The organism is Kribbella sp. NPDC048837, assembly GCF_055586945.1.
The window spans coordinates 70,707-87,466 of record NZ_JBVJHF010000001.1; the positions used below are offsets into that span (position 1 = coordinate 70,707).

The window sequence follows — 16,760 nt, forward strand, 5'->3', positions numbered from 1 at the left end:
TTTCCGGAGGTGCTCGGTCAGTGCGCGAGCCGCTCCCGGAGGAACGTGGCGATCTGCGTCCGGGCGGCCCGGGCCTGCGGTACGACACCGGGCATGCTGAGGAACGCGTGGCCGGCGCCGGGGTGTTCGGTCAGCTCGACGGGCGTGCCCGCCTCACGGAGCCGGACGGCGTGCGCCCGTCCGTGATCGGCCACCGGGTCCAGCGTGGGGACGACGATGAGCGCCGGAGCGAGTCCGCTCAGGTTGCCGGCGTACAGGGGTGAGACTGTGCGCGGATCGGTACCTTCGGGGACGGCGAGTCGGCGGAAGAACTCCATTTGGGTGACGGTGAGGGTCGGGCTGTCGGCGTACTCGGTCATCGACGGGTAGTCGAAGGCTGACGAGGTCAGGTCGACGCAGGGGTTGACCAGGACCTGAGCGCGGAGGGGCAGGTCGGAGTTCCTGGCTCGGATCGCGGCGAGCGCGGTGACCATCGACCCGGCACTCTCGCCGAAGACCGCGGTCCGGGTCGGGTCGATGCCCCACTCCGCGGCACGGTTGAGCACGTGCTGCAGGGCGTCCCAGCCGTCGGCGATCGCGGCCGACAGCGGCGTCTCGGGGTCGACGAGGCGGTGCTCGACGGAGACGACGACGGCCGGCAGTCGTGCGGCGAGGTGACTGTTCACCCAGTCGCACTGCACCGCCGTACCGACGAATCCACCGCCGTGGACGTGCAGTACGAGCGGCAGCCCGGTCGGCGCGCCTGACGGTCGATGGACGCGGACTCGGAGAGCGCGGTCGGGGAGCTGTAACTCCTGCCAGTTCATGGTGGCGCCGCGGTCCGGGAAGCCGGTGATCACCCGGGCCAGGCTGGATGCGCGCTTGCGGTTCTCGGCCTCCTGGAAGGCGGCCAGCGCCTCGGCCGGCATCGCCAGCCAGTCCGGCTCCTTGCGCAGGGCATGCATGAGCCGGATGCCCAGTGGTGGTTGCTGCACGGCGGTCGTGGTGCTCATCCTGCTCCTCGGATCCTGGTTTCGCTACTAGAGGTATCGATACCAAAAGTAGCATAACTCGTTATGGTGTGACCATGGCCCGAGCAACCACCCCGACCAGACCGCCCGGACGTCCGCGTTCCGGAGTCGACGGCGCCGTCTTCGCGGCGACGCTGCGGACCGTGCACGAGCTCGGGTACGCGCGTGCGACCGTCGACCGGATCGCCGCCGCGGCCGGGATCGCGAAGACGACGATCTACCGGCGCTGGCCGTCCAAGGGTGAGCTGATCACCGCGTGCCTGGTCGATGCGTTCGGCCCGGCGCCGCTGGAGGGTGCCGATCGGGAGGAGAAGCTGACGTCAGCCATCCGTTGGGCCGCCGCGAAGATCGGCGAGCCGGGGATCGGCGCGGCGTTCGCCGGCGTGTTCACCGATGCCGTCGGCGATCCCGCGCTGCGCGAGGTGCTGTCCACGCAGTTGCAGGATCCCTACCTGGTCGCGATCCAGGAGGCGCTCGGCGAGCCGGCGCAGCGCGTCCTCTTCTTCATCGACGTCATCGTCGGCACGCTGATCCACCGGATGGGCATGACCGGTGAGCCGATGGTCGAGGCCGACGTCGACGCGCTGGTCGCGATGGTCGTGCGCGAACTGCGCGAGCCGTCGCCGCACAACAGCGGCGACGGCTAGCGCTACAACCTCGGGGACCCGGCGCGGTTACGCCGAGAGGGCGTTGGTCAGGAGGGCGACCAGCGCCTCGAGTTGCATGTCGGCGGACGCCGAGAGCTCCTCGTCCGAGCCGTCCAGGGCCCGCGCCGCCAGGCCGGCCTTGGAGTCGATGAGCTCGGCGATCTTGGTGTCGATGGTCTGCGCCGCGATGATGCGCCACGCGGTGACCGGATCGTCCTGGCCGATGCGGTGGACCCGGTCGATGGCCTGGGTCTGCTCGGCGTTGGTCCAGGAGAGCTCGGCCAGGACGACGTTCGAGGCGACCTGGAGGTTGATGCCCACACCCGCGGTCAGCAGCGAGCAGACCGCGATGGAGACGTCCGGGTCGTTCACGAAGGCGTCGATGTTCTGCTGGCGCTTGCGTGCGGTCTGGTCACCACGGATCGAGGAGAACCGGATGCCGCGCTCGGTGAAGAGCTCCTCGGCGGTGTCCATCACCTCGATGTGCCGGGCGAAGAAGACGACCTTGCCGACGCTGTGGACGAGCTGTGCGGCGTAGTCGGCGGCCAGGCCGGCCTTCGCCCGGCCGATCCGGCGGACCAGGGTGAACACGTTCTCGCCGGTCTTGGCGTTGTCCTGGTCGGCGCGCTCCCACCCGGCGACCCGGCGTACCAGGTCGTGGTCGATGCCGTCGACGACGGTGCCGGCGGTCCGCGTCTCGAGCGCGCTGTGGTATCGGGCCACGAGACGGTCGGCGAGCTCGCGTTCGGCGTCGCGGATCGAGCGGCCGACAGCGCCGTCGAGCTCGACCGGCAGGTCGGCGATCCGGCGGGCCGGGATGTCGGCGGCCACGTCGACCTTGCGGCGCCGGACGATGCCGAGATCGATCACGCAGGCCCGGGCGGCCGCCGAGAAGGCCGGATCGGCCGGCGTCAGGCCGGTCTCCTCGAGCGACTCCATCAGCTCGGCCCGCGGGCCGGACTCGTCGATCCAGCCGAGGAACTCCCAGATCGCGGTGAAGTCCTCGATGTCGTTGATCAGCGGTGTCCCGGTGAGCGCCATCAGCAGGGGACGGCCGGAGCGGGTCCGGATCCGCTCGGACAGCTGCAGGACGTTCCGCGAGCGCTGGGACTTCTTGTTCTTGATGAAGTGCGCCTCGTCGACCACCATGCCGCGGAAGCCGAGATCGCCGAGCCAGCCGACGTGCCGGTCGAGCACCTCGTAGTTGACGATGACGATGTCGGCGAAACCGTCCACCGTCTCGCCGTCGCCCTGGACCACGGTGGCATTCCGGTTCGGCGTCCAGAGGCCGGACTCGCGGGCCCAGTTGGTCTTGACCACGTTCGGCACGACGACGAGCAGCGGATACGCGTTCGCGGCGCGGGCGGCGAGCAACGCCTGAGCCGTCTTCCCGAGGCCGGGCTCGTCGGCCAGCAGGAACGTGCGGTGGCCGCCCGCGGCCGAGGCGATCAGCCGCGCCTGGTGTGGCATCAGCTCCAGACCGTTGGCCGCGTGCAGGGAGGTCGGCGCGGGCAGGGACTTGCTCGCCGAGGCGGAGGCGCGCTCGAAGGAGCGCAGCAGCGGCCCGATCAGCTCCCAGCCGGCCAGGCGTCCCGGGCGCGGCGGACGGGACGGCGCGGCGCTGAAGTCCGGCGCGAGGAAGGGGTTGGCCAGCTGTCGCTGGACCACGGTCTGCGGCACGACCCGGCGTACCGGCGGCTCGGTCGACGTGGCCGCGTCGCGGGGTTTGGGCTCCTCGCGGGGTGGCTCCATGCCGGCGGCGAGCAGCATCTCGCGCTTGAGTGACGTGGCCGCCTCGGAGATGACGGCGTCCTCGGCCAGCAGCCCGAGCAGCGAGGTGTCGCGAGCGGCGGTCTTCGCCAGAATCGTCGCGATCCCGTCCAGCCGCCGCAGTTGCTCGGCGCGATAGGTGTCACTGGCGGACGCGTCGCCGTTGACCCTGGCCCGCTCCTCGCGCACCAGCAGCGCGACGACCTGGAACTTCGTCCGGACCGAGGGCCGGACCGCGCCCCGCTCGACCGCGCCCTCGACCTCCCGCACGGCGCGCGCGAGCACCTGGATGAGACCGTCGGCATCGTCGGACGGCCGGCGGCGCCGGGCAGCCGGTCGGGTAGCGCCGGACTGGCGCTGGCCTCGTCGGGCCAAGGAATCCTCCTGTGAACGGACATGGCACGGCGGCCATGGTGAAACGCGCACCGGACGGCGAGATGCCGTCGACGAGACGCCGTCCGTGATGTCCGGCGGACCGTCGGAAGAGTGGCCGGCGAAATCCGCGGCGATCGACGTTGCCCAGGTTCGGTGCCCTCCCATACTAGCGGCCGCCCGCTGGGCGGACAGCCCATTACCCCCGCTGCGCGGGGAGACGCCTAGGTTCCGGGTGTTCCGTCCAAGCAGAAAGGCCCGAAATGATCAGGAAAAGGCCGTCGTGGCGGCGGTTCTCGGGACGGACGACCACACGCGCCTGTTCAAGCCGCTGCAGGGTCGGTGATAACATCGCCGAATGGCGATGACAGCGTCGACGCGCAGTGAGTCCGAGCTGGTCGACGAGGCGGCCGCGTTGTCCGCGGCCGCCTGTCTGTTCCACGGGTTCAGCGACTCGTCCAGGCTGGCGATCGTTCGGCACCTGGCGCTGGGGGAGCACCGGGTCGTGGACCTGACCGAGCATCTCGGTCTGGCGCAGTCGACGGTGTCGAAGCATCTCGCGTGTCTGCGGGACTGTGGCCTGGTCGAGTCGCGGCCGCAGGGGCGGGCGTCGCTGTTCAGTCTCACGCACCCGGAGGCGACGCTCGAGCTGCTCGCCGCTGCCGAGCGGTTGCTCGGGTTGACCGGCGATGCGGTCGTCCTGTGCCCGGTCTACGGCGAGGCGGCGGTGCGCTCGTGACTTCGCACCAGCACGAGCCTCTGCAGATCATCCAGGTTCCGGCGAGTTCGTGGACTGCGAGTCCCGAGGAACGGCGGCGGCTCGGGCGGCGGGCGCAGCTGCTTGCGGGCGCGTCCGTCACCTACAACATCGTCGAGGCCGTCGTCGCGGTCAGCGCGGGGCTCGTCGCGGGGTCGGTCGCGTTGGTCGGCTTCGGCCTGGACTCGGTGGTCGAGGTCTCCAGTGGTCTGATCATCCTGTGGCAGTTCCGCCACCGGTTGCCGGAGAGTCGTGAGCGCCAGGCGCTCCGGCTGCTCGCGTTCTCGTTCTTCGCGCTGGCTGCTTACGTGTCTTTTGAATCGGTACGGGCGCTTGTCACGGGAGCCGATCCTGAGGTGTCCAGGGTCGGTATCGGGCTGGCGATCGCGTCTCTGATCGTGATGCCGTTCCTCTCGTGGGCTCAGCGCCGTACGGGTAAGGCGCTGGGGTCGAACGCGGTCGTGGCCGACTCGACCCAGACCCTGCTGTGTACGTACTTGTCCGCGGTGCTGCTCGTGGGGCTGGTGCTGAACGCGACCCTCGGGTGGAGCTGGGCCGACCCGATCGCCGGCCTCGTGATCGCGGCGGTCGCCGTCCGTGAGGGAGTCGAAGCCTGGCAGGGCAAAGGCTGCTGCTCACCCGCCGCGTCCGCCAGGTCCGCGGGCTGTGGTTGCGGCGACTCGTGCGCCGACGGTTGCTGCGACTGACTCAGGCAGGGAGCAGGCCGTTGACCAGGGCTTCGAGGCCCTGGGGGTAGGTGGGCTGCGCGGCGATGGCCGGCCAGTTGTCGCCGATGGTGGCCAGGTGGGGGGCGGTGGTCGTCCGGATGTGGTGGGGGCCGTTCTCGCCACGGCCGGAATGACGCTGCTTGTGTACGGCGTCGTGCGTACCGACCGGCATCCGTGGTCGTCGGCGACCACGCTGACGACTCTGCTCGTGGCGGTCGTGCTGCTGGCGGCGTTCATCGTGGTGGAGAAGACCACGCGTCGTGAGCCGTTGATCCGGCTCGGGCTGTTCTCTCATCGGTCGGTTTCGGGTGCGAACGCGTTCAATCTGCTGGTCGGTGCGGCGATGGCGTCGGCGTTCTACTTCATGTCGCTCTACCTCCAGCGCGTGCTCGGGATCGGTCCGGCCGAGACCGGGGTGATGTTCCTGCCGTTCGCGCTCGGTGTGGTGGTCGGCGCCGTACTCGCGGTGAAGCTCGGCTACCGGTTCCCGGCGTACATGCTGCTGGCAGGTGGTGGGCTGCTGACCGCGGTGGGGTTCGCCTGGTTCGGGCTGATCACTGCCGACGGCAGCTACCTCGCGAAGGTCCTGGGACCGTCGATCGTCGATCGTGGGCTTCGGGCTCACTCTCTGTGCCGTGTTGCTGCTCGTCGCAGTTGTCATTGCGTTGGTGGTCCTTCGCCGTGTCCGGACCGCTGAGCCGGTGGTGCGGGGCGAGAATGACTTGGTCTCGGAGCGCGAGTGAGTACGTTGGAGAGGTGCGGGTGGCGAAGCGTTGGTGGTGGGTCGCGCTGGGAGTCGTGGTCGTAGGCGCGTGGGCCGCGCGCACGGACGACCACCCCAAGGCAGTAGACGCACCGGTGGCCGAGTCCACCCCGAAGCCCACCTCGAAGCCGACACCGACGCCTGCACCTTCGCCCCGACCGACTGCGTCGCCGACCGCGAAGCCGTGGTACAACGACTACGACCCGGCTCACTTCGCCCCACAGGTACGGCGGTACGCCGCGCGGGCCGGGATCAGTCCACAGTTGCTGATGGCAATCTTGTACAACGAGTCGTACAAGCCGCACGACCCGGAGTTCGAGCGCTCGTGGGCACGGATCGACTCGGACCCGGCGTTCGGGATCGCGAACATGCACCGGGCCGCCTTCGACGACACGAAGCGTGGACGCGACTTCGCCAAGCGCAAGTGGGAGCAACTGCCCGACGATCCCGCGCTGGCGATCGAGGCGGCAGCGTGGCACCTGCACGACCTGGCCAGGCGGCTGCCGGACCAGCGAAGCGACCGCTACAGCAAGGACGAGTTGCTTGCCCTGGGCTACAACGCGGGTGCGGGGAACATGCGGATCTTTGCCAGGGGGACGAAGGCCGGCCCGCAGGCGCAGTCCTACCTCGACCGCTTGCACGACAACTGGGCGAGATCCGGCCAGGCGATCCGCGGTTGACCATCAGAGGAGAGAACGTGACAGACGATCGGGAGTTCGCGGGCGTGTCCGAGGTGGCCGTGGCCGACTGGCGGCGGCGGGTGTTCGCGCTCTACCGGTCCGTGCGGGCGGAGAGCGATCCGGCGCAGGCCCATGAGCTGTGGCGGGTCGGGCGGGACGAGTTGCTCACCACCCATGCCGCGTCGCCCGTGCCGGCCGCGGACCGCGCGGCCTACGGGGGAGCCGAGGTGGGGATCTACCAACCGGGGCTGCGGTTCGAGGTTGCCATCGATCCGGAGGTCGAGCGGATCCGGTGGGAGGTGCCCTCGGCAACCGACGGCGTGATCCCGTTCACCCGCGTCGGCGTCCTGCACCTGCCCGCGGTGGGCGACCTGGACGTGTGGTGGCTCGAGTCGTACGGCGGCGGTCTGTTCGTCCCGGTCAAGGATTCCCTCGCCGGCGAACGCACGTACGGCGGCGGCCGCTACCTCCTCGACACCGTCAAGGGCGCCGACCTCGGCGGCGACATCCGCGCCGGATGGCTGACCGTCGACCTCAACTTCACCTACAACCCGTCCTGCGCCTACAGCCCCGACTGGACCTGCCCGCTCGCCCCACCCGGCAACACCGTCAAGGCCCCACTCCCCGTCGGCGAACTGACCTCAGCTCCCGCCGACTTCTAGGGCCGTCAGCAGGACCAGAACCACGGTGATGACAGCGAACAGGCCATGGCCCCCGACGACCGCGACCGGGAAGTGACGCTCGGCCGGCCCGTCATCGGCGGCAGGCCCACCAGCCGAACCAGCGCTCGTCGCCGACGCATGGGCTGCCGCCGTCCGCGCGCGGTACGTCGGTAGCCAGCGAGCCAGCATCGTGAAGCCGAGCAGGGCCACCGGCACGAGCAGGACGAACGCGATCCAGGCCAGGACATCGCTGTCGGCGATCACGTAGATGATCCACAGGACCAGGCCGATCGCTGCCAGCGCGAAGTGCCCGAAGATCAGTGCGGGCGGGAAGTGGCTCGCGCTCGGCTTCTTCGGGCCGCCGTTGCTGATCCACGTGTACAGCAGGTAGAAACCGCCGAGCGCGGTGATCAGCCAGGTGACAAGTGCCGCGATACCCATCTCAGCTCCTAGGCTCGAAACCTTCGGCTTGGTCCTCGTCCGTCACGACCCGGACCCCGTACCGGAACGCCAGCTTGCCCCCGAGATAGCCCGACAGCATCAGGGCTCCCAAACTGACGGCCGACAACACGATCGGTCCCACCGGCACCTGGTCCGCGTCGGATCCACGCCGCCACAGCGCGTTCACGGCGTACGCGATGGTGATCGTGACGTTGAGGATCAGGTGGATGACCCCGGTGCGGAACGCGGCGGTGCCCGACGGGATGGCGAAGAAGTCGAGCAAGCCGACGCTCGCGGCCGCGAGCGCGCCGATGATGCCGATCACGATCAGCCAGACGGACGCCTGCGCGAGAAAATCCGCGTCGGTGATCCGCGACCCGAGGTCGAACACGAAGCTCGCCACCCAGCAGCCGATCGGGATGGTGACCAGGACCGGATGGAACGGATGACCGTACGGACCGGTGAGCAACGCGCTCACCGGACGCTTCGCCGCAGCCGACCGATCCGACATCGGGCCTCCCTATTTGACTAATCGAGTTTGGTCTTATTCCTCGGCGATGGTCAAGGGCTCAACGGTGGTGGCAGCGCTTTTCGCCAATGTTCTTGACCGTTATGGTGAGACGATGAGGTCACGGGGAAGCGGTGCGGAGGCGACGATCAGGGCGGTGTCGGTGCTGAGTGACGACACCCGGCGCCGGCTGTTCGGCTTCTGCCGGCGCGAGGGCCGGGCGATCAGCCGGGACGAGGCGGCGGCTGAGGTGGGCATCTCGCGCAAGCTGGCGGCCTTCCACCTGGAGCGGCTCGTGGACGCGGGCCTGCTGCGGACCCACTACGAGCGGTCCGGCGGGATTCGCAAGGTCGGGCGGGCGCCGAAGATGTACGAGCCCGCCGAGACCGAGTTGCAGGTGTCCATCCCGCCGCGCCGGCCGGACCTGCTCGCCGAGATCCTGCTGGACGGCATCCTCAGCCAGGACGACAGCGCGGACGGTGACGCGGAGGTCCCGGACGGTGGCACCCGCGGGTTGGAGGCAGCTCGCCGGGCGGCGTTCCGGCACGGCGAACGCGTCGGTGCGGAGCAGCGGGCGCGCACCCGTCCAGGCCGCCTCAGTGCCGAGCGGGCGTTGACGGTGTCGGAGGCAACCTTGGTGAGTGTGGGTTTCGAGCCGACCCGCCCCCGTGCGGGCTGCGTCCGGCTGCACAGTTGTCCGTTCCACCCGTTGGCTGAGTCACAACCGGACGCCGTCTGCGGACTCAACCACGCCTTCCTCACCGGCATGCTGTCGGGTCTGCAGGCGACCACCGTCCACGCCGTGCTGGACCCGGAAGGCGGCGAGTGCTGCGTGGAGATCACCGCGGACTGATCCGGCCGCCCTCACGCCTCGGGTTCCATGCATCACTCGCGGCGCGACGGTTTGGGGGTGGGGCGGGCGGGAACCGGGGGCTGGCACGGGGATATCGGCTGCTGGGTGTTGGCCCGGCACGACAGATGGGAAGGACCATGGGTCTCATTCTGTGGATCATTGCGGCGATCCTCGTCATTGCCGGGATCGTCTCGCTCGTCCGCGGTCAAGTGTTGTGGGGCGCCGCCCTGATCGTGATCGGTCTGCTGGTCGGGCCCGGGGGCGTCAGCATCTTCACCTGATCTCGCCACCGGTACTGGTCGCCCCCACGTCGCCTCCGCGTGGGGGCGACGCACGTGTCACCGCAGCAGGCCGGCCGCGGTGCGGAGGTCGTCGACGAAGTGGGCGAAGTCCCGGCGGTACTCCTGCGAGCGGACCACCGCGGAGGGATGCACGGTGGCCATCGCGGCACGACCGTCCGGGAGTTCCACGGCCTCACCGCGATGCTCGGTGACCTTGAACCCGGTGCCGAGCAGAGACCGGGCGGCGACCGCGCCGAGGACGACCACCAGCTTCGGCTTCACGATCTCGAGCTCGCGATCCAGCCAGGGGTGGCAGGCAACGATGTGACCGACGGCCGGCGTCTTGTGGATCCGCCGCTTGCCCTGCCGCTCGAACCGGAAATGCTTCACCGCGTTGGTCAGATAGACCTCCGACCGATCGATCCCCGCCTCGGCCAAAGCCTTGTCGAGCAGCCGCCCGGCCGGCCCGACGAACACATGACCTTCCTTGTCCTCATGATCGCCGGGCGTCTCACCGACCACCATCATCCGGGCCCGCGCCGGCCCTTCCCCCGGCACGACCTGCTCGGCGTCCCGATACAGGTCGCAGCCACGACAGTCGGGCAGAGCCGCCCGCAGCCCCCGCATCCCACCGTCGTCCGGCACCCACCGCGCCGCTCCGTCAAAGCTCATTTCCGGTCACCTGTCCCGACCCATTGAGTGCTTCGCCGGTACCCCGTTGCCGGGGTCTCTCACTCAGGACGAGGGTGGGATGAGCGCCTGGCGGATGAGCACGAGGGCGAACAACAACAGGGTGAGCGCGTGGACGACGGTGCACCAGAGGCAGATCGCGTCGATCTGGAAGAGCTCGGCCCAGATCAGGTAGCAGACGAAGATCACGCCGATCAGGACGGCGGCCAGGCGGAGGCGGCCAGGCCAAGGGGAGGCCGAGCGCCAGAGCGGCGGGAGCGAGAGCACCGTCATGGCGGCGAAGAAGCCCAGGCCGAGCAGGGCGACCGGGATGCCGAAGAGCTTGGAGTACTCGCTCGAGGTAACCTTCAGGCAGTTGACGACACCGGTGTCCGGGCAGGCCAGCGTCGTTCCGGCGGTGAAGTGCTCATAAGTCAGGTACGACGCGACAGCGAGGCCGGCGATCGACAGCACCAGCGTGGTCCAGGGGATCCACCCCAGCCCGGTCGAGGTCTGGTCGGAGCGTTGTGCCGTGCTGCTCACGCTCAGCTCGCCCCGAGCTTCCCGGCGGCCCCGGTCACGGCCGCGCTGGAGCACACGTTCGCCGGCTGGTTGTTGGTGAGCTTGCAGATCGCCGCGGTGTAGACGTTCGCGGAGGCGATGACGGCCTTCGCGATCGGGCTCGACGGGTCCTTGAGCGCGTCGGCGACCTGCTGCTGGGTCTTCCCGGCCAGCACCTCCGGGCTGTACGTCGCACCGGACGACACGAACTTCCCGCCGAGGTCGATGAACGGGATCGAGCCGCCGGTCTTCACGTACGGCGGCTGGTTGTAGGTGTCGAACGTCTTCTGGTCCTCGGCCGTCGGGGTGTCGAGCGGCTTGTACTGGCCGTTGACCTCCTCGTTCGTGGTGGTCTCGACACCGGTGAAGCTCAGGTACTGACTGGTGAAGGTGGCGCCGTGGAACGACAGGGTCGGGGTGTTCGGGTAGACGTCGCTGCCGGACGAGTGCGTCGTACCGAGGTTGCTGAACGTCCCGAAGCGGGAGAGTGCGACCGAGACCGGCCACCGCTCGGCCGCGCAGTACGGGCAGAACTCGGCGCCGATGTAGAGCACCTTCGGCTTGCCGTCGGCGGTCAGCGCGGGGGCCTCGATCGCGGAGGGCGCGGCCTGGACCCCCTCGGAGCCGATCGCCTCGAACGTCGAGTCCGGGATCGAGGTGAGCGCGGTCATGATCTGGGCGTCGGCGGCCCCCGACGGCCCGGTCGCCGTCTTCTTGCCGCCACCGACCAGCCGGATGGTGATCAGGCCGCCGACGATGACGACGACCAGCACCACCGCACCGACCGCGAGCAGAAGCCGCCGGCGTCGCTCGGCTCGCTGCTGGGCAGCAAGCTGCGCCGCGATCCGCTCGCGGGCCTGGGCCTTCTGCTCGACACGCCTACTCATGACTCTCCCTCGCTCATTTTCAGGCATGCCGAACCTGCTCGGCACCCATGAAGGACAACTGTTGATCAGGCCCGGAAGTTCCTGCCTTTCCGTCACTGTGAGATTACAGATGGCGCGGAGTGTCGGTGCCGCTGGTTAGGTTCTCGCTGTGGACTGGCGACGATGGCATGACGAGTACGACGAGGCCGGGTCGGCGTTGGCGCGCCGGCTGGCCGTGGTGCAGGAGCAGGTCCGTGCCGGCCTGGATCGATGTCCGCCTGGTCAGGTGCGACTGATCAGCCTGTGCGCCGGCCAGGGACGGGACGTGCTCGACGTCCTCCCGGATCATCCGCGCCGTGACGACGTGCACGCGCGTCTGGTCGAGCTGGATCCGGACAACACCGCGTTCGCCGAAGAACGGGCCCGCGGCCTGACGCAGGTGGAGATCGTGACCGGGGACGCCGCGCAGGTCGATCAGTACGACGGCCTGGTGCCGGCCGACGTGGTCCTGGTGTGCGGGGTGTTCGGCAACATCTCCGACGAGGACATCGAGCGCACGATCGACACCTGCCCCCAACTGTGCCGTACGGGCGCCACCCTGATCTGGACCCGGCATCGCGAGGAGCCCGACCTGGTGCCGCAGATCTGCGCGTGGTTCGAGTCCCGCGGCTTCGAGCGGGTCTGGATCTCCGACCCGGACGCGGGATTCGGGGTCGGCGTGCACCGGTTCACCGGCGAGCCGCAACCGCTCGTGCGGGGTCGCACCTTGTTCAGCTTCGTCCGCGGCGGGGTCTGAGACCGCTTGCCTCCATAGAAGACATCGCCTATGTTACATAGGAGATGTCATATGGCCTGGAGGTGAGCGGCATGGACGAGACGGCGCAACGGTTGCTCGGGTCCGCGGCGCGCCTGTCCCGGGACCCGGAGACGGAGATCGACTGGGACGCGCCGATCGGCGACGGGTACGGCCTGAGTCCGGAGTGGAGCACGCTCTACTGCACGCCGTACTGGGACGAGTTGAGCGAGGCGCGGCGGCGGGAGCTGACCCGGCACGAGGCGGCGTCGGTGGCGACGACCGGGATCTGGTTCGAGCTGATCCTGCAGCAGCTGATCCTGCGGGACGTCTACGACAAGCCGGCCGCCAGTGCCGAGTTCCAGTGGGCGCTGACCGAGATCGCGGACGAGTGCCGGCACTCGATCATGTTCGCCCGCGCGACCGGCCGGATGGTCGAGCCGTCGTACCGGCCGCGGTGGCTGGCGCGGGAGCTGGGCCGGGTGTTCAAGGCCGTCGCGACCGGCGAATCGGCGTACGCCGCGATCCTGGTGGCCGAGGAAGTTCTCGACGTGATGCAGCGCGACTGGATGCGGGACCGGCGGGTGGAACCGCTGGTGAGGCAGGTCAACCACATCCACGTGGTGGAGGAGTCGCGGCACATGGTGTTCGCCCGCGAGGAGACCCGCGAGCGGCTGGCCGGTGCGGGCCGCGGCCGGCGGTGGGTCAGCGCCCTGGTGATCGCGATCGCGGCGGACATGATCGTGTCGAGCATGGTCGGGCGGGAGGTCTACGCCAACGTTGGTCTCGACGTCGATCGGGCGGTCCGCGAGGCCCGGCACAACGAGCATCACCGGTCGCTGCTGCGGACGAGCTGCGCGAACCTGATGGACTTCCTCGGCTCGGTCGGCCTACTGACCCCGGCGGCGGCCCGGGTGTATCGGCGGACCGGGCTGCTGTGAGCTACGCGATCTCGGGCGAGTGCTGCTCGGAAGCCAGTTGCGTCGCGGTCTGTCCGATGAACTGCATTCACCCGTCGCCGGGGGAGCCCGGCTTCGGGACCGGCGAGGGGCTGTTCATCGATCCGCGGACGTGTATCGACTGTGGGGCGTGCGCGGACATCTGCCCGGTCGACGCGGCGCAACCCGCGGACCGCGCGGCGGCCGAGGACGTCGAGCGGAATGCGGCGTACTTCGCCGGCCGGGCGCCGCTCGACGGGACGGACCTCGACGCGTGGCAACCCCCGGCGTACCGGACCTGGGGTGGTGGGCCGCGGCGAGTTCTCGTGGTCGGTGCCGGGCCGGCCGGGATGTATGCGACGCGGGAGCTGCTGTTGCGGAGTACGGCGGAGGTCACGCTGGTGGATCGGCTCGATCGCGTCGGCGGACTGGTGCGGTTCGGGGTCGCGCCGGATCATCCGCAGACCAAGCAGATCATCTCCACCTTCGAGCGGATCATCGAGCATCCGCGCGTGCGCTGGCGTCCTGGTATGGACGCAGACGCAGCCGGGGCCGGGGCCGGCTACGACGCGGTGATCCATGCCGCCGGCGCGTATCAGAGCCGCCGGCTGGGGATCCCCGGTGAAGAGGCTGCTTGTGCCGCGGACGATTTCGTTGCCTGGTACAACGGTCGGCCCGGTGTGGTGCTGCCGGTCGAGCTGACCGGTCCGCGGGCGGTGGTTGTCGGCACCGGCAACGTCGCGCTGGATCTGGCCCGGATCCTGCTCAGCGACGAACGCCGCCTGGCCGGGATGGAGCTGTCCGACGATGTCCGTCGTACGCTCGCGGGAAGCGGGATCCGTGAGGTGGTGCTGCTGGGCCGACGAGGTCGTGAGCACGCGGCGTACACCGCCTCCGCGGTGCGGGAGTTGTCGGCGTTCCCGGGTGTCGAGGTGCGGTTCGAGGCCCGTCCGGTGCGGTGGAGCGCGGCGGGGCTGGAGCTCGGCAGCGGGGAGACGATTGCTGCGGGCAACCTCTTCACCGCGATCGGGTTCGAGGGCCGGCCGATCGACGGGCTGCCGTTCGACCCCGACCGCGGCATCGTGCCGAACGTCCGCGGCGCCGTCGTCGGCCGGCCCGGGCACTACGTCGCGGGCTGGATCAAACGCGGCGCCCGCGGCGGCATCGGCGTGAACAAGGCCTGTGCCCAGGAGACCGTGACGACGTTGGTGGAGGCGTCCTAGTTCGTCCAGGGGCGCAGCTTCTCCGGATTGCGGATCGCCCAGATATTGGTGATCCGGTCGTCGGCGATGTCGAAGGCGATCACGGTCTCGGTCACACCTTCGTACTCGATCACCAGACCCGGCTGGCCGTTGACGGTCCGCTCCACCAGCGTGCGGCCGTAGTCCAGGATGGGCAGGCCGGTGAAGTACTCGGCGACGTTCGTGCCACCGTGGACCGGCGCGAGCGCGGCGATCACGATGCCGCCACCGTCGGCGACCGCGGTGACGTCGGGGTCCAGGAGGTTGACGAGGGTAGCGATGTCGGTCGCCTCCCACGCCGCCTTGAACTCACGGATCAGCTCGGCACGCCGGGCGGTCGGCGGCGCGGGAACCTGTGCGTCGCTGATCCGGCGCCGGGCCGACGACGCCAGCTGGCGGCAGGCCGCGGGGGTGCGGCCGACGATCTCGGCCACCTCCGGGAACGGGTACCGGAAGACGTCGTGCAGGATGAACGCGACCCGCTCGGCCGGCGTCATCGAGTCCAGCACGACCAGGAACGCCATGTTCACGGACTCGTCCAGCGTGACCCGATCGGCCGGGTCGACGCCGCTCTGCGAGTCGTTGTTCTCGGGGAGCGGCTCCGGGATCCATTCGCCCACGTAGCGCTCGCGCCGGACCCGGGCCGACCGGAGCAGGTCGAGGCAGATCCGGCTGGCGACCTTGGTCAGCCACGCACCGGGGGTGTCGATCGCCTGCTGCTCACGGGCGGACATCGCGTACCACCGGGCGTACGTCTCCTGGACGACGTCCTCCGCGTCGGCCAGCGAGCCGAGCAGCCGGTAGGCGAGGTTGATCAGCTGCCGCCGCTCGCTCATGATCGCGCTCAGGCCCGGATCGACCTGGTCGTCCCCGGTCATCGTGCTTCCCTTCGTCGGGTCCACCTTTCCCCCTACGACGAGACGGCGTACGCAAGTGTGAGGTCATCACAGTCAACGGGACTGTCTCGTCGTACTGATCATGACTACACAACACGCAACAGACGAAGCCGGCATCCGGGCGCGGATCGGCACCCTGGTCGGTGCCATCCGGACCGGCGACATGGGGGCGGTCAAGACCATCTTCGCGCCGGATGTGGTCTCGTTCGACATCGAGGCGCCGCTGCGGCACCTGGGCGCGGAGACGAAGTGGCGGAACTGGGAGAAGGTCTTCTCGATGTACCAGCTGCCGATCGGGTACGAGGTCCGCGACCTCACGGTGCTCGTCGACGGCGACCTCGCGGTGGTGTACGCCGTCAACCGGATCAGCGGCACGCTGGTGAACGGTGCCGAGACCGGCCAATGGGTCCGCTGGACGGCGGCCTGGCAGCGGATCGACGGTCAGTGGATGGTCGTCCACGACCAGGTCTCGGTCCCGACGTACTTCCCCGAGGGCCGGGCCGCGCTCGACCTCACGCCCTGAGCCACTCCGGCCAGGGGCGGAGCTCGCCGGTGGTCTCGGCCAGGGCTGTCAGCGCTTCGGTCGTGGTGAGCCGCCGGCTCGGCTGGGGCGCGATCAGTGCTTGCAGGCGCTCCGGCAGTTCGGCGCCGGCCTCGGCGAGCGTCTGGCCGAGGCTGTAGAGATCCATCGCGGCGGACACCGGCGCGCACGCTTCCTGTTCGGGGGAGGCGTACCCGGCGGTTCCGACCGGGTGACCAGGTGGTTGCTCGCTGCCGATCCGGCGAGCACTGCCGAAGTCGATCAGGACCGGGCGGGCGTCACGCAGAACGATGTTGTCCGGTTTGACGTCCAGGTGGGCCAGACCGCGATGGTGGAGCGCCATCAGGGCCGGGAGGAGTTGCGCACCGAGCAGCGCGGTCTCCTCGGCGGACAGTACGCCGTTCTCCTCGAGTTCATCGATCAGCGTCGGGCCGTCGACGTACTCGAGCAGGATGTGCGGGATGGTGTCGCCGGTGCCGTCGGCCAGCAGGCGCGGAAGGGCCGGATGGTTGTTGCCGGCCAGCGCGGCCGTCTCCCGGCGGAGCGACTTCACCGCCCGAGGATGGTGGATCTGGTGAGGGCGGGCGGCCTTCAGTACGGCGGGGGACCAGAGGGCGACGGACCAGACCAGCCACGTCTCGCAGCGGTGGCCGACACCGAGACGCTCCAGGGCGAAGGTCCCGCCCGGCAGCTCACAACCCTCGGCCCAGTCCCAGACGGCAAGCCCGTCCTCGGTGTCGACGATCATTCCATCCTCCAAGCGCTGATGCCTGCCGCCGGCTG

General features: G+C 69.7%; 22 protein-coding genes. 12 read left to right on the top strand and 10 right to left on the bottom strand.

Going from position 1 to position 16,760, the window contains the following annotated elements; translation table 11 throughout:
* Positions 1 to 17: 17 nt before the first annotated feature.
* Positions 18 to 992, bottom strand: coding sequence for an alpha/beta hydrolase (locus ACZ6O0_RS00350; protein WP_465762617.1), 975 nt, complete (start codon positions 990 to 992; stop codon positions 18 to 20).
* 74 nt (positions 993 to 1,066) lie between these two features.
* On the opposite strand from ACZ6O0_RS00350, the gene ACZ6O0_RS00355 reads away from it, so the two are divergent.
* Positions 1,067 to 1,657 (top strand): TetR/AcrR family transcriptional regulator, encoded by a 591-nt coding sequence (locus ACZ6O0_RS00355; RefSeq protein ID WP_465762618.1) that lies wholly within the window; start codon positions 1,067 to 1,069, stop codon positions 1,655 to 1,657.
* A 27-nt stretch (positions 1,658 to 1,684) separates the two neighbouring features.
* Here ACZ6O0_RS00355 and ACZ6O0_RS00360 read toward each other — a convergent pair whose 3' ends face one another.
* Entirely contained in the window at positions 1,685 to 3,802 is a 2,118-nt protein-coding gene (locus ACZ6O0_RS00360; protein WP_465762619.1) for a DEAD/DEAH box helicase, read from the bottom strand.
* Positions 3,803 to 4,163: 361 nt separating this feature from the next.
* Here ACZ6O0_RS00360 and ACZ6O0_RS00365 point away from each other — a divergent pair, with 361 nt between their 5' ends.
* Together ACZ6O0_RS00365 and ACZ6O0_RS00370 are read left to right on the top strand one after the other, a co-directional pair.
* Complete coding sequence (locus tag ACZ6O0_RS00365; protein WP_465764047.1) at positions 4,164 to 4,538, top strand: ArsR/SmtB family transcription factor; 375 nt, start codon at positions 4,164 to 4,166, stop codon at positions 4,536 to 4,538.
* A complete protein-coding gene (locus tag ACZ6O0_RS00370; protein WP_465762620.1) occupies positions 4,535 to 5,263 on the top strand; it encodes a cation diffusion facilitator family transporter in 729 nt (242 codons plus the stop codon). Before ACZ6O0_RS00365 ends, ACZ6O0_RS00370 begins: the two co-directional genes overlap by 4 nt.
* A gap of 1 nt (position 5,264) precedes the next feature.
* On the opposite strand, the gene ACZ6O0_RS00375 is transcribed toward ACZ6O0_RS00370, so the two are convergent.
* On the bottom strand, positions 5,265 to 5,456 hold the full coding sequence (locus ACZ6O0_RS00375) for a hypothetical protein (RefSeq protein ID WP_465762621.1): 192 nt from the start codon (positions 5,454 to 5,456) through the stop codon (positions 5,265 to 5,267).
* Between ACZ6O0_RS00375 and ACZ6O0_RS00380 the strand changes: the two genes are divergently transcribed.
* The 3 genes from ACZ6O0_RS00380 (at position 5,439) to ACZ6O0_RS00390 (ending at position 7,389) form a co-directional block, all read left to right on the top strand.
* Positions 5,439 to 5,981: a hypothetical protein gene (locus ACZ6O0_RS00380; protein ID WP_465762622.1), complete on the top strand. Its 543-nt coding sequence runs from the start codon at positions 5,439 to 5,441 to the stop codon at positions 5,979 to 5,981. The two genes, ACZ6O0_RS00375 and ACZ6O0_RS00380, sit on opposite strands and share 18 nt — an antisense overlap.
* Positions 5,982 to 6,046: 65 nt before the next feature.
* A complete protein-coding gene (locus tag ACZ6O0_RS00385) occupies positions 6,047 to 6,727 on the top strand; it encodes a transglycosylase SLT domain-containing protein (protein ID WP_465762623.1) in 681 nt (226 codons plus the stop codon).
* Positions 6,728 to 6,744: 17 nt separating this feature from the next.
* On the top strand, positions 6,745 to 7,389 hold the full coding sequence (locus ACZ6O0_RS00390) for a DUF1684 domain-containing protein (protein WP_465762624.1): 645 nt from the start codon (positions 6,745 to 6,747) through the stop codon (positions 7,387 to 7,389).
* Here ACZ6O0_RS00390 and ACZ6O0_RS00395 read toward each other — a convergent pair.
* Both ACZ6O0_RS00395 and ACZ6O0_RS00400 read right to left on the bottom strand, forming a co-directional pair.
* Entirely contained in the window at positions 7,369 to 7,830 is a 462-nt protein-coding gene (locus ACZ6O0_RS00395; protein WP_465762625.1) for a hypothetical protein, read from the bottom strand. The two genes, ACZ6O0_RS00390 and ACZ6O0_RS00395, sit on opposite strands and share 21 nt — an antisense overlap.
* Position 7,831: 1 nt before the next feature.
* Positions 7,832 to 8,341 carry a DUF2231 domain-containing protein gene (locus tag ACZ6O0_RS00400; protein ID WP_465762626.1) on the bottom strand — a complete coding sequence of 170 codons (510 nt, stop codon included), beginning with the start codon at positions 8,339 to 8,341 and terminating at the stop codon, positions 7,832 to 7,834.
* Between the two features lie 112 nt (positions 8,342 to 8,453).
* Between ACZ6O0_RS00400 and ACZ6O0_RS00405 the strand changes: the two genes are divergently transcribed.
* Both ACZ6O0_RS00405 and ACZ6O0_RS00410 read left to right on the top strand, forming a co-directional pair.
* Positions 8,454 to 9,191: a helix-turn-helix transcriptional regulator gene (locus tag ACZ6O0_RS00405; protein ID WP_465762627.1), complete on the top strand. Its 738-nt coding sequence runs from the start codon at positions 8,454 to 8,456 to the stop codon at positions 9,189 to 9,191.
* Between the two features lie 137 nt (positions 9,192 to 9,328).
* Complete coding sequence (locus ACZ6O0_RS00410) at positions 9,329 to 9,472, top strand: GPGG-motif small membrane protein (RefSeq protein WP_465762628.1); 144 nt, start codon at positions 9,329 to 9,331, stop codon at positions 9,470 to 9,472.
* A 57-nt stretch (positions 9,473 to 9,529) separates the two neighbouring features.
* On the opposite strand, the gene ACZ6O0_RS00415 is transcribed toward ACZ6O0_RS00410, so the two are convergent.
* From ACZ6O0_RS00415 to ACZ6O0_RS00425, 3 genes are all read right to left on the bottom strand, one after another.
* A complete protein-coding gene (locus ACZ6O0_RS00415) occupies positions 9,530 to 10,144 on the bottom strand; it encodes a UdgX family uracil-DNA binding protein (RefSeq protein WP_465762629.1) in 615 nt (204 codons plus the stop codon).
* A gap of 63 nt (positions 10,145 to 10,207) precedes the next feature.
* The gene (locus ACZ6O0_RS00420; protein WP_465762630.1) at positions 10,208 to 10,684 is read right to left on the bottom strand and encodes a vitamin K epoxide reductase family protein; all 477 of its coding nucleotides are present in this window, start codon (positions 10,682 to 10,684) and stop codon (positions 10,208 to 10,210) included.
* Positions 10,685 to 10,686: 2 nt separating this feature from the next.
* Entirely contained in the window at positions 10,687 to 11,589 is a 903-nt protein-coding gene (locus tag ACZ6O0_RS00425) for a DUF929 family protein (protein ID WP_465762631.1), read from the bottom strand.
* A 148-nt stretch (positions 11,590 to 11,737) separates the two neighbouring features.
* On the opposite strand from ACZ6O0_RS00425, the gene ACZ6O0_RS00430 reads away from it, so the two are divergent.
* From ACZ6O0_RS00430 to ACZ6O0_RS00440, 3 genes are all read left to right on the top strand, one after another.
* Complete coding sequence (locus ACZ6O0_RS00430) at positions 11,738 to 12,364, top strand: class I SAM-dependent methyltransferase (RefSeq protein ID WP_465762632.1); 627 nt, start codon at positions 11,738 to 11,740, stop codon at positions 12,362 to 12,364.
* Between the two features lie 71 nt (positions 12,365 to 12,435).
* Positions 12,436 to 13,302, top strand: coding sequence for an AurF N-oxygenase family protein (locus ACZ6O0_RS00435; protein WP_465762633.1), 867 nt, complete (start codon positions 12,436 to 12,438; stop codon positions 13,300 to 13,302).
* On the top strand, positions 13,299 to 14,522 hold the full coding sequence (locus tag ACZ6O0_RS00440) for an FAD-dependent oxidoreductase (protein WP_465762634.1): 1,224 nt from the start codon (positions 13,299 to 13,301) through the stop codon (positions 14,520 to 14,522). Before ACZ6O0_RS00435 ends, ACZ6O0_RS00440 begins: the two co-directional genes overlap by 4 nt.
* Here ACZ6O0_RS00440 and sigJ read toward each other — a convergent pair.
* A complete protein-coding gene (gene sigJ / locus ACZ6O0_RS00445) occupies positions 14,519 to 15,418 on the bottom strand; it encodes an RNA polymerase sigma factor SigJ (RefSeq protein ID WP_465762635.1) in 900 nt (299 codons plus the stop codon). The genes ACZ6O0_RS00440 and sigJ overlap by 4 nt on opposite strands.
* A gap of 100 nt (positions 15,419 to 15,518) precedes the next feature.
* Here sigJ and ACZ6O0_RS00450 point away from each other — a divergent pair, with 100 nt between their 5' ends.
* Positions 15,519 to 15,959, top strand: a complete 441-nt coding sequence (locus tag ACZ6O0_RS00450; protein WP_465762636.1) for a YybH family protein — start codon at positions 15,519 to 15,521, stop codon at positions 15,957 to 15,959.
* On the opposite strand, the gene ACZ6O0_RS00455 is transcribed toward ACZ6O0_RS00450, so the two are convergent.
* Positions 15,949 to 16,725, bottom strand: a complete 777-nt coding sequence (locus ACZ6O0_RS00455) for a serine/threonine-protein kinase (protein WP_465762637.1) — start codon at positions 16,723 to 16,725, stop codon at positions 15,949 to 15,951. The genes ACZ6O0_RS00450 and ACZ6O0_RS00455 overlap by 11 nt on opposite strands.
* Positions 16,726 to 16,760: the final 35 nt, after the last annotated feature.

Excerpts from the sequence above, each read along its gene's own strand:
- ACZ6O0_RS00350 (WP_465762617.1), bottom strand. The coding sequence starts at position 992 with ATGAGCACCACGACCGCCGTGCAGCAACCACCACTGGGCATCCGGCTC.
- ACZ6O0_RS00355 (WP_465762618.1), top strand. The coding sequence starts at position 1,067 with ATGGCCCGAGCAACCACCCCGACCAGACCGCCCGGACGTCCGCGTTCC.
- ACZ6O0_RS00365 (WP_465764047.1), top strand. The coding sequence starts at position 4,164 with ATGACAGCGTCGACGCGCAGTGAGTCCGAGCTGGTCGACGAGGCGGCC.
- ACZ6O0_RS00375 (WP_465762621.1), bottom strand. The coding sequence starts at position 5,456 with ATGCCGGTCGGTACGCACGACGCCGTACACAAGCAGCGTCATTCCGGC.
- ACZ6O0_RS00395 (WP_465762625.1), bottom strand. The coding sequence starts at position 7,830 with ATGGGTATCGCGGCACTTGTCACCTGGCTGATCACCGCGCTCGGCGGT.
- ACZ6O0_RS00400 (WP_465762626.1), bottom strand. The coding sequence starts at position 8,341 with ATGTCGGATCGGTCGGCTGCGGCGAAGCGTCCGGTGAGCGCGTTGCTC.
- ACZ6O0_RS00405 (WP_465762627.1), top strand. The coding sequence starts at position 8,454 with ATGAGGTCACGGGGAAGCGGTGCGGAGGCGACGATCAGGGCGGTGTCG.
- ACZ6O0_RS00410 (WP_465762628.1), top strand. The coding sequence starts at position 9,329 with ATGGGTCTCATTCTGTGGATCATTGCGGCGATCCTCGTCATTGCCGGG.
- ACZ6O0_RS00415 (WP_465762629.1), bottom strand. The coding sequence starts at position 10,144 with ATGAGCTTTGACGGAGCGGCGCGGTGGGTGCCGGACGACGGTGGGATG.
- ACZ6O0_RS00425 (WP_465762631.1), bottom strand. The coding sequence starts at position 11,589 with ATGAGTAGGCGTGTCGAGCAGAAGGCCCAGGCCCGCGAGCGGATCGCG.
- ACZ6O0_RS00435 (WP_465762633.1), top strand. The coding sequence starts at position 12,436 with ATGGACGAGACGGCGCAACGGTTGCTCGGGTCCGCGGCGCGCCTGTCC.
- sigJ (WP_465762635.1), bottom strand. The coding sequence starts at position 15,418 with ATGACCGGGGACGACCAGGTCGATCCGGGCCTGAGCGCGATCATGAGC.
- ACZ6O0_RS00450 (WP_465762636.1), top strand. The coding sequence starts at position 15,519 with ATGACTACACAACACGCAACAGACGAAGCCGGCATCCGGGCGCGGATC.
- ACZ6O0_RS00455 (WP_465762637.1), bottom strand. The coding sequence starts at position 16,725 with ATGATCGTCGACACCGAGGACGGGCTTGCCGTCTGGGACTGGGCCGAG.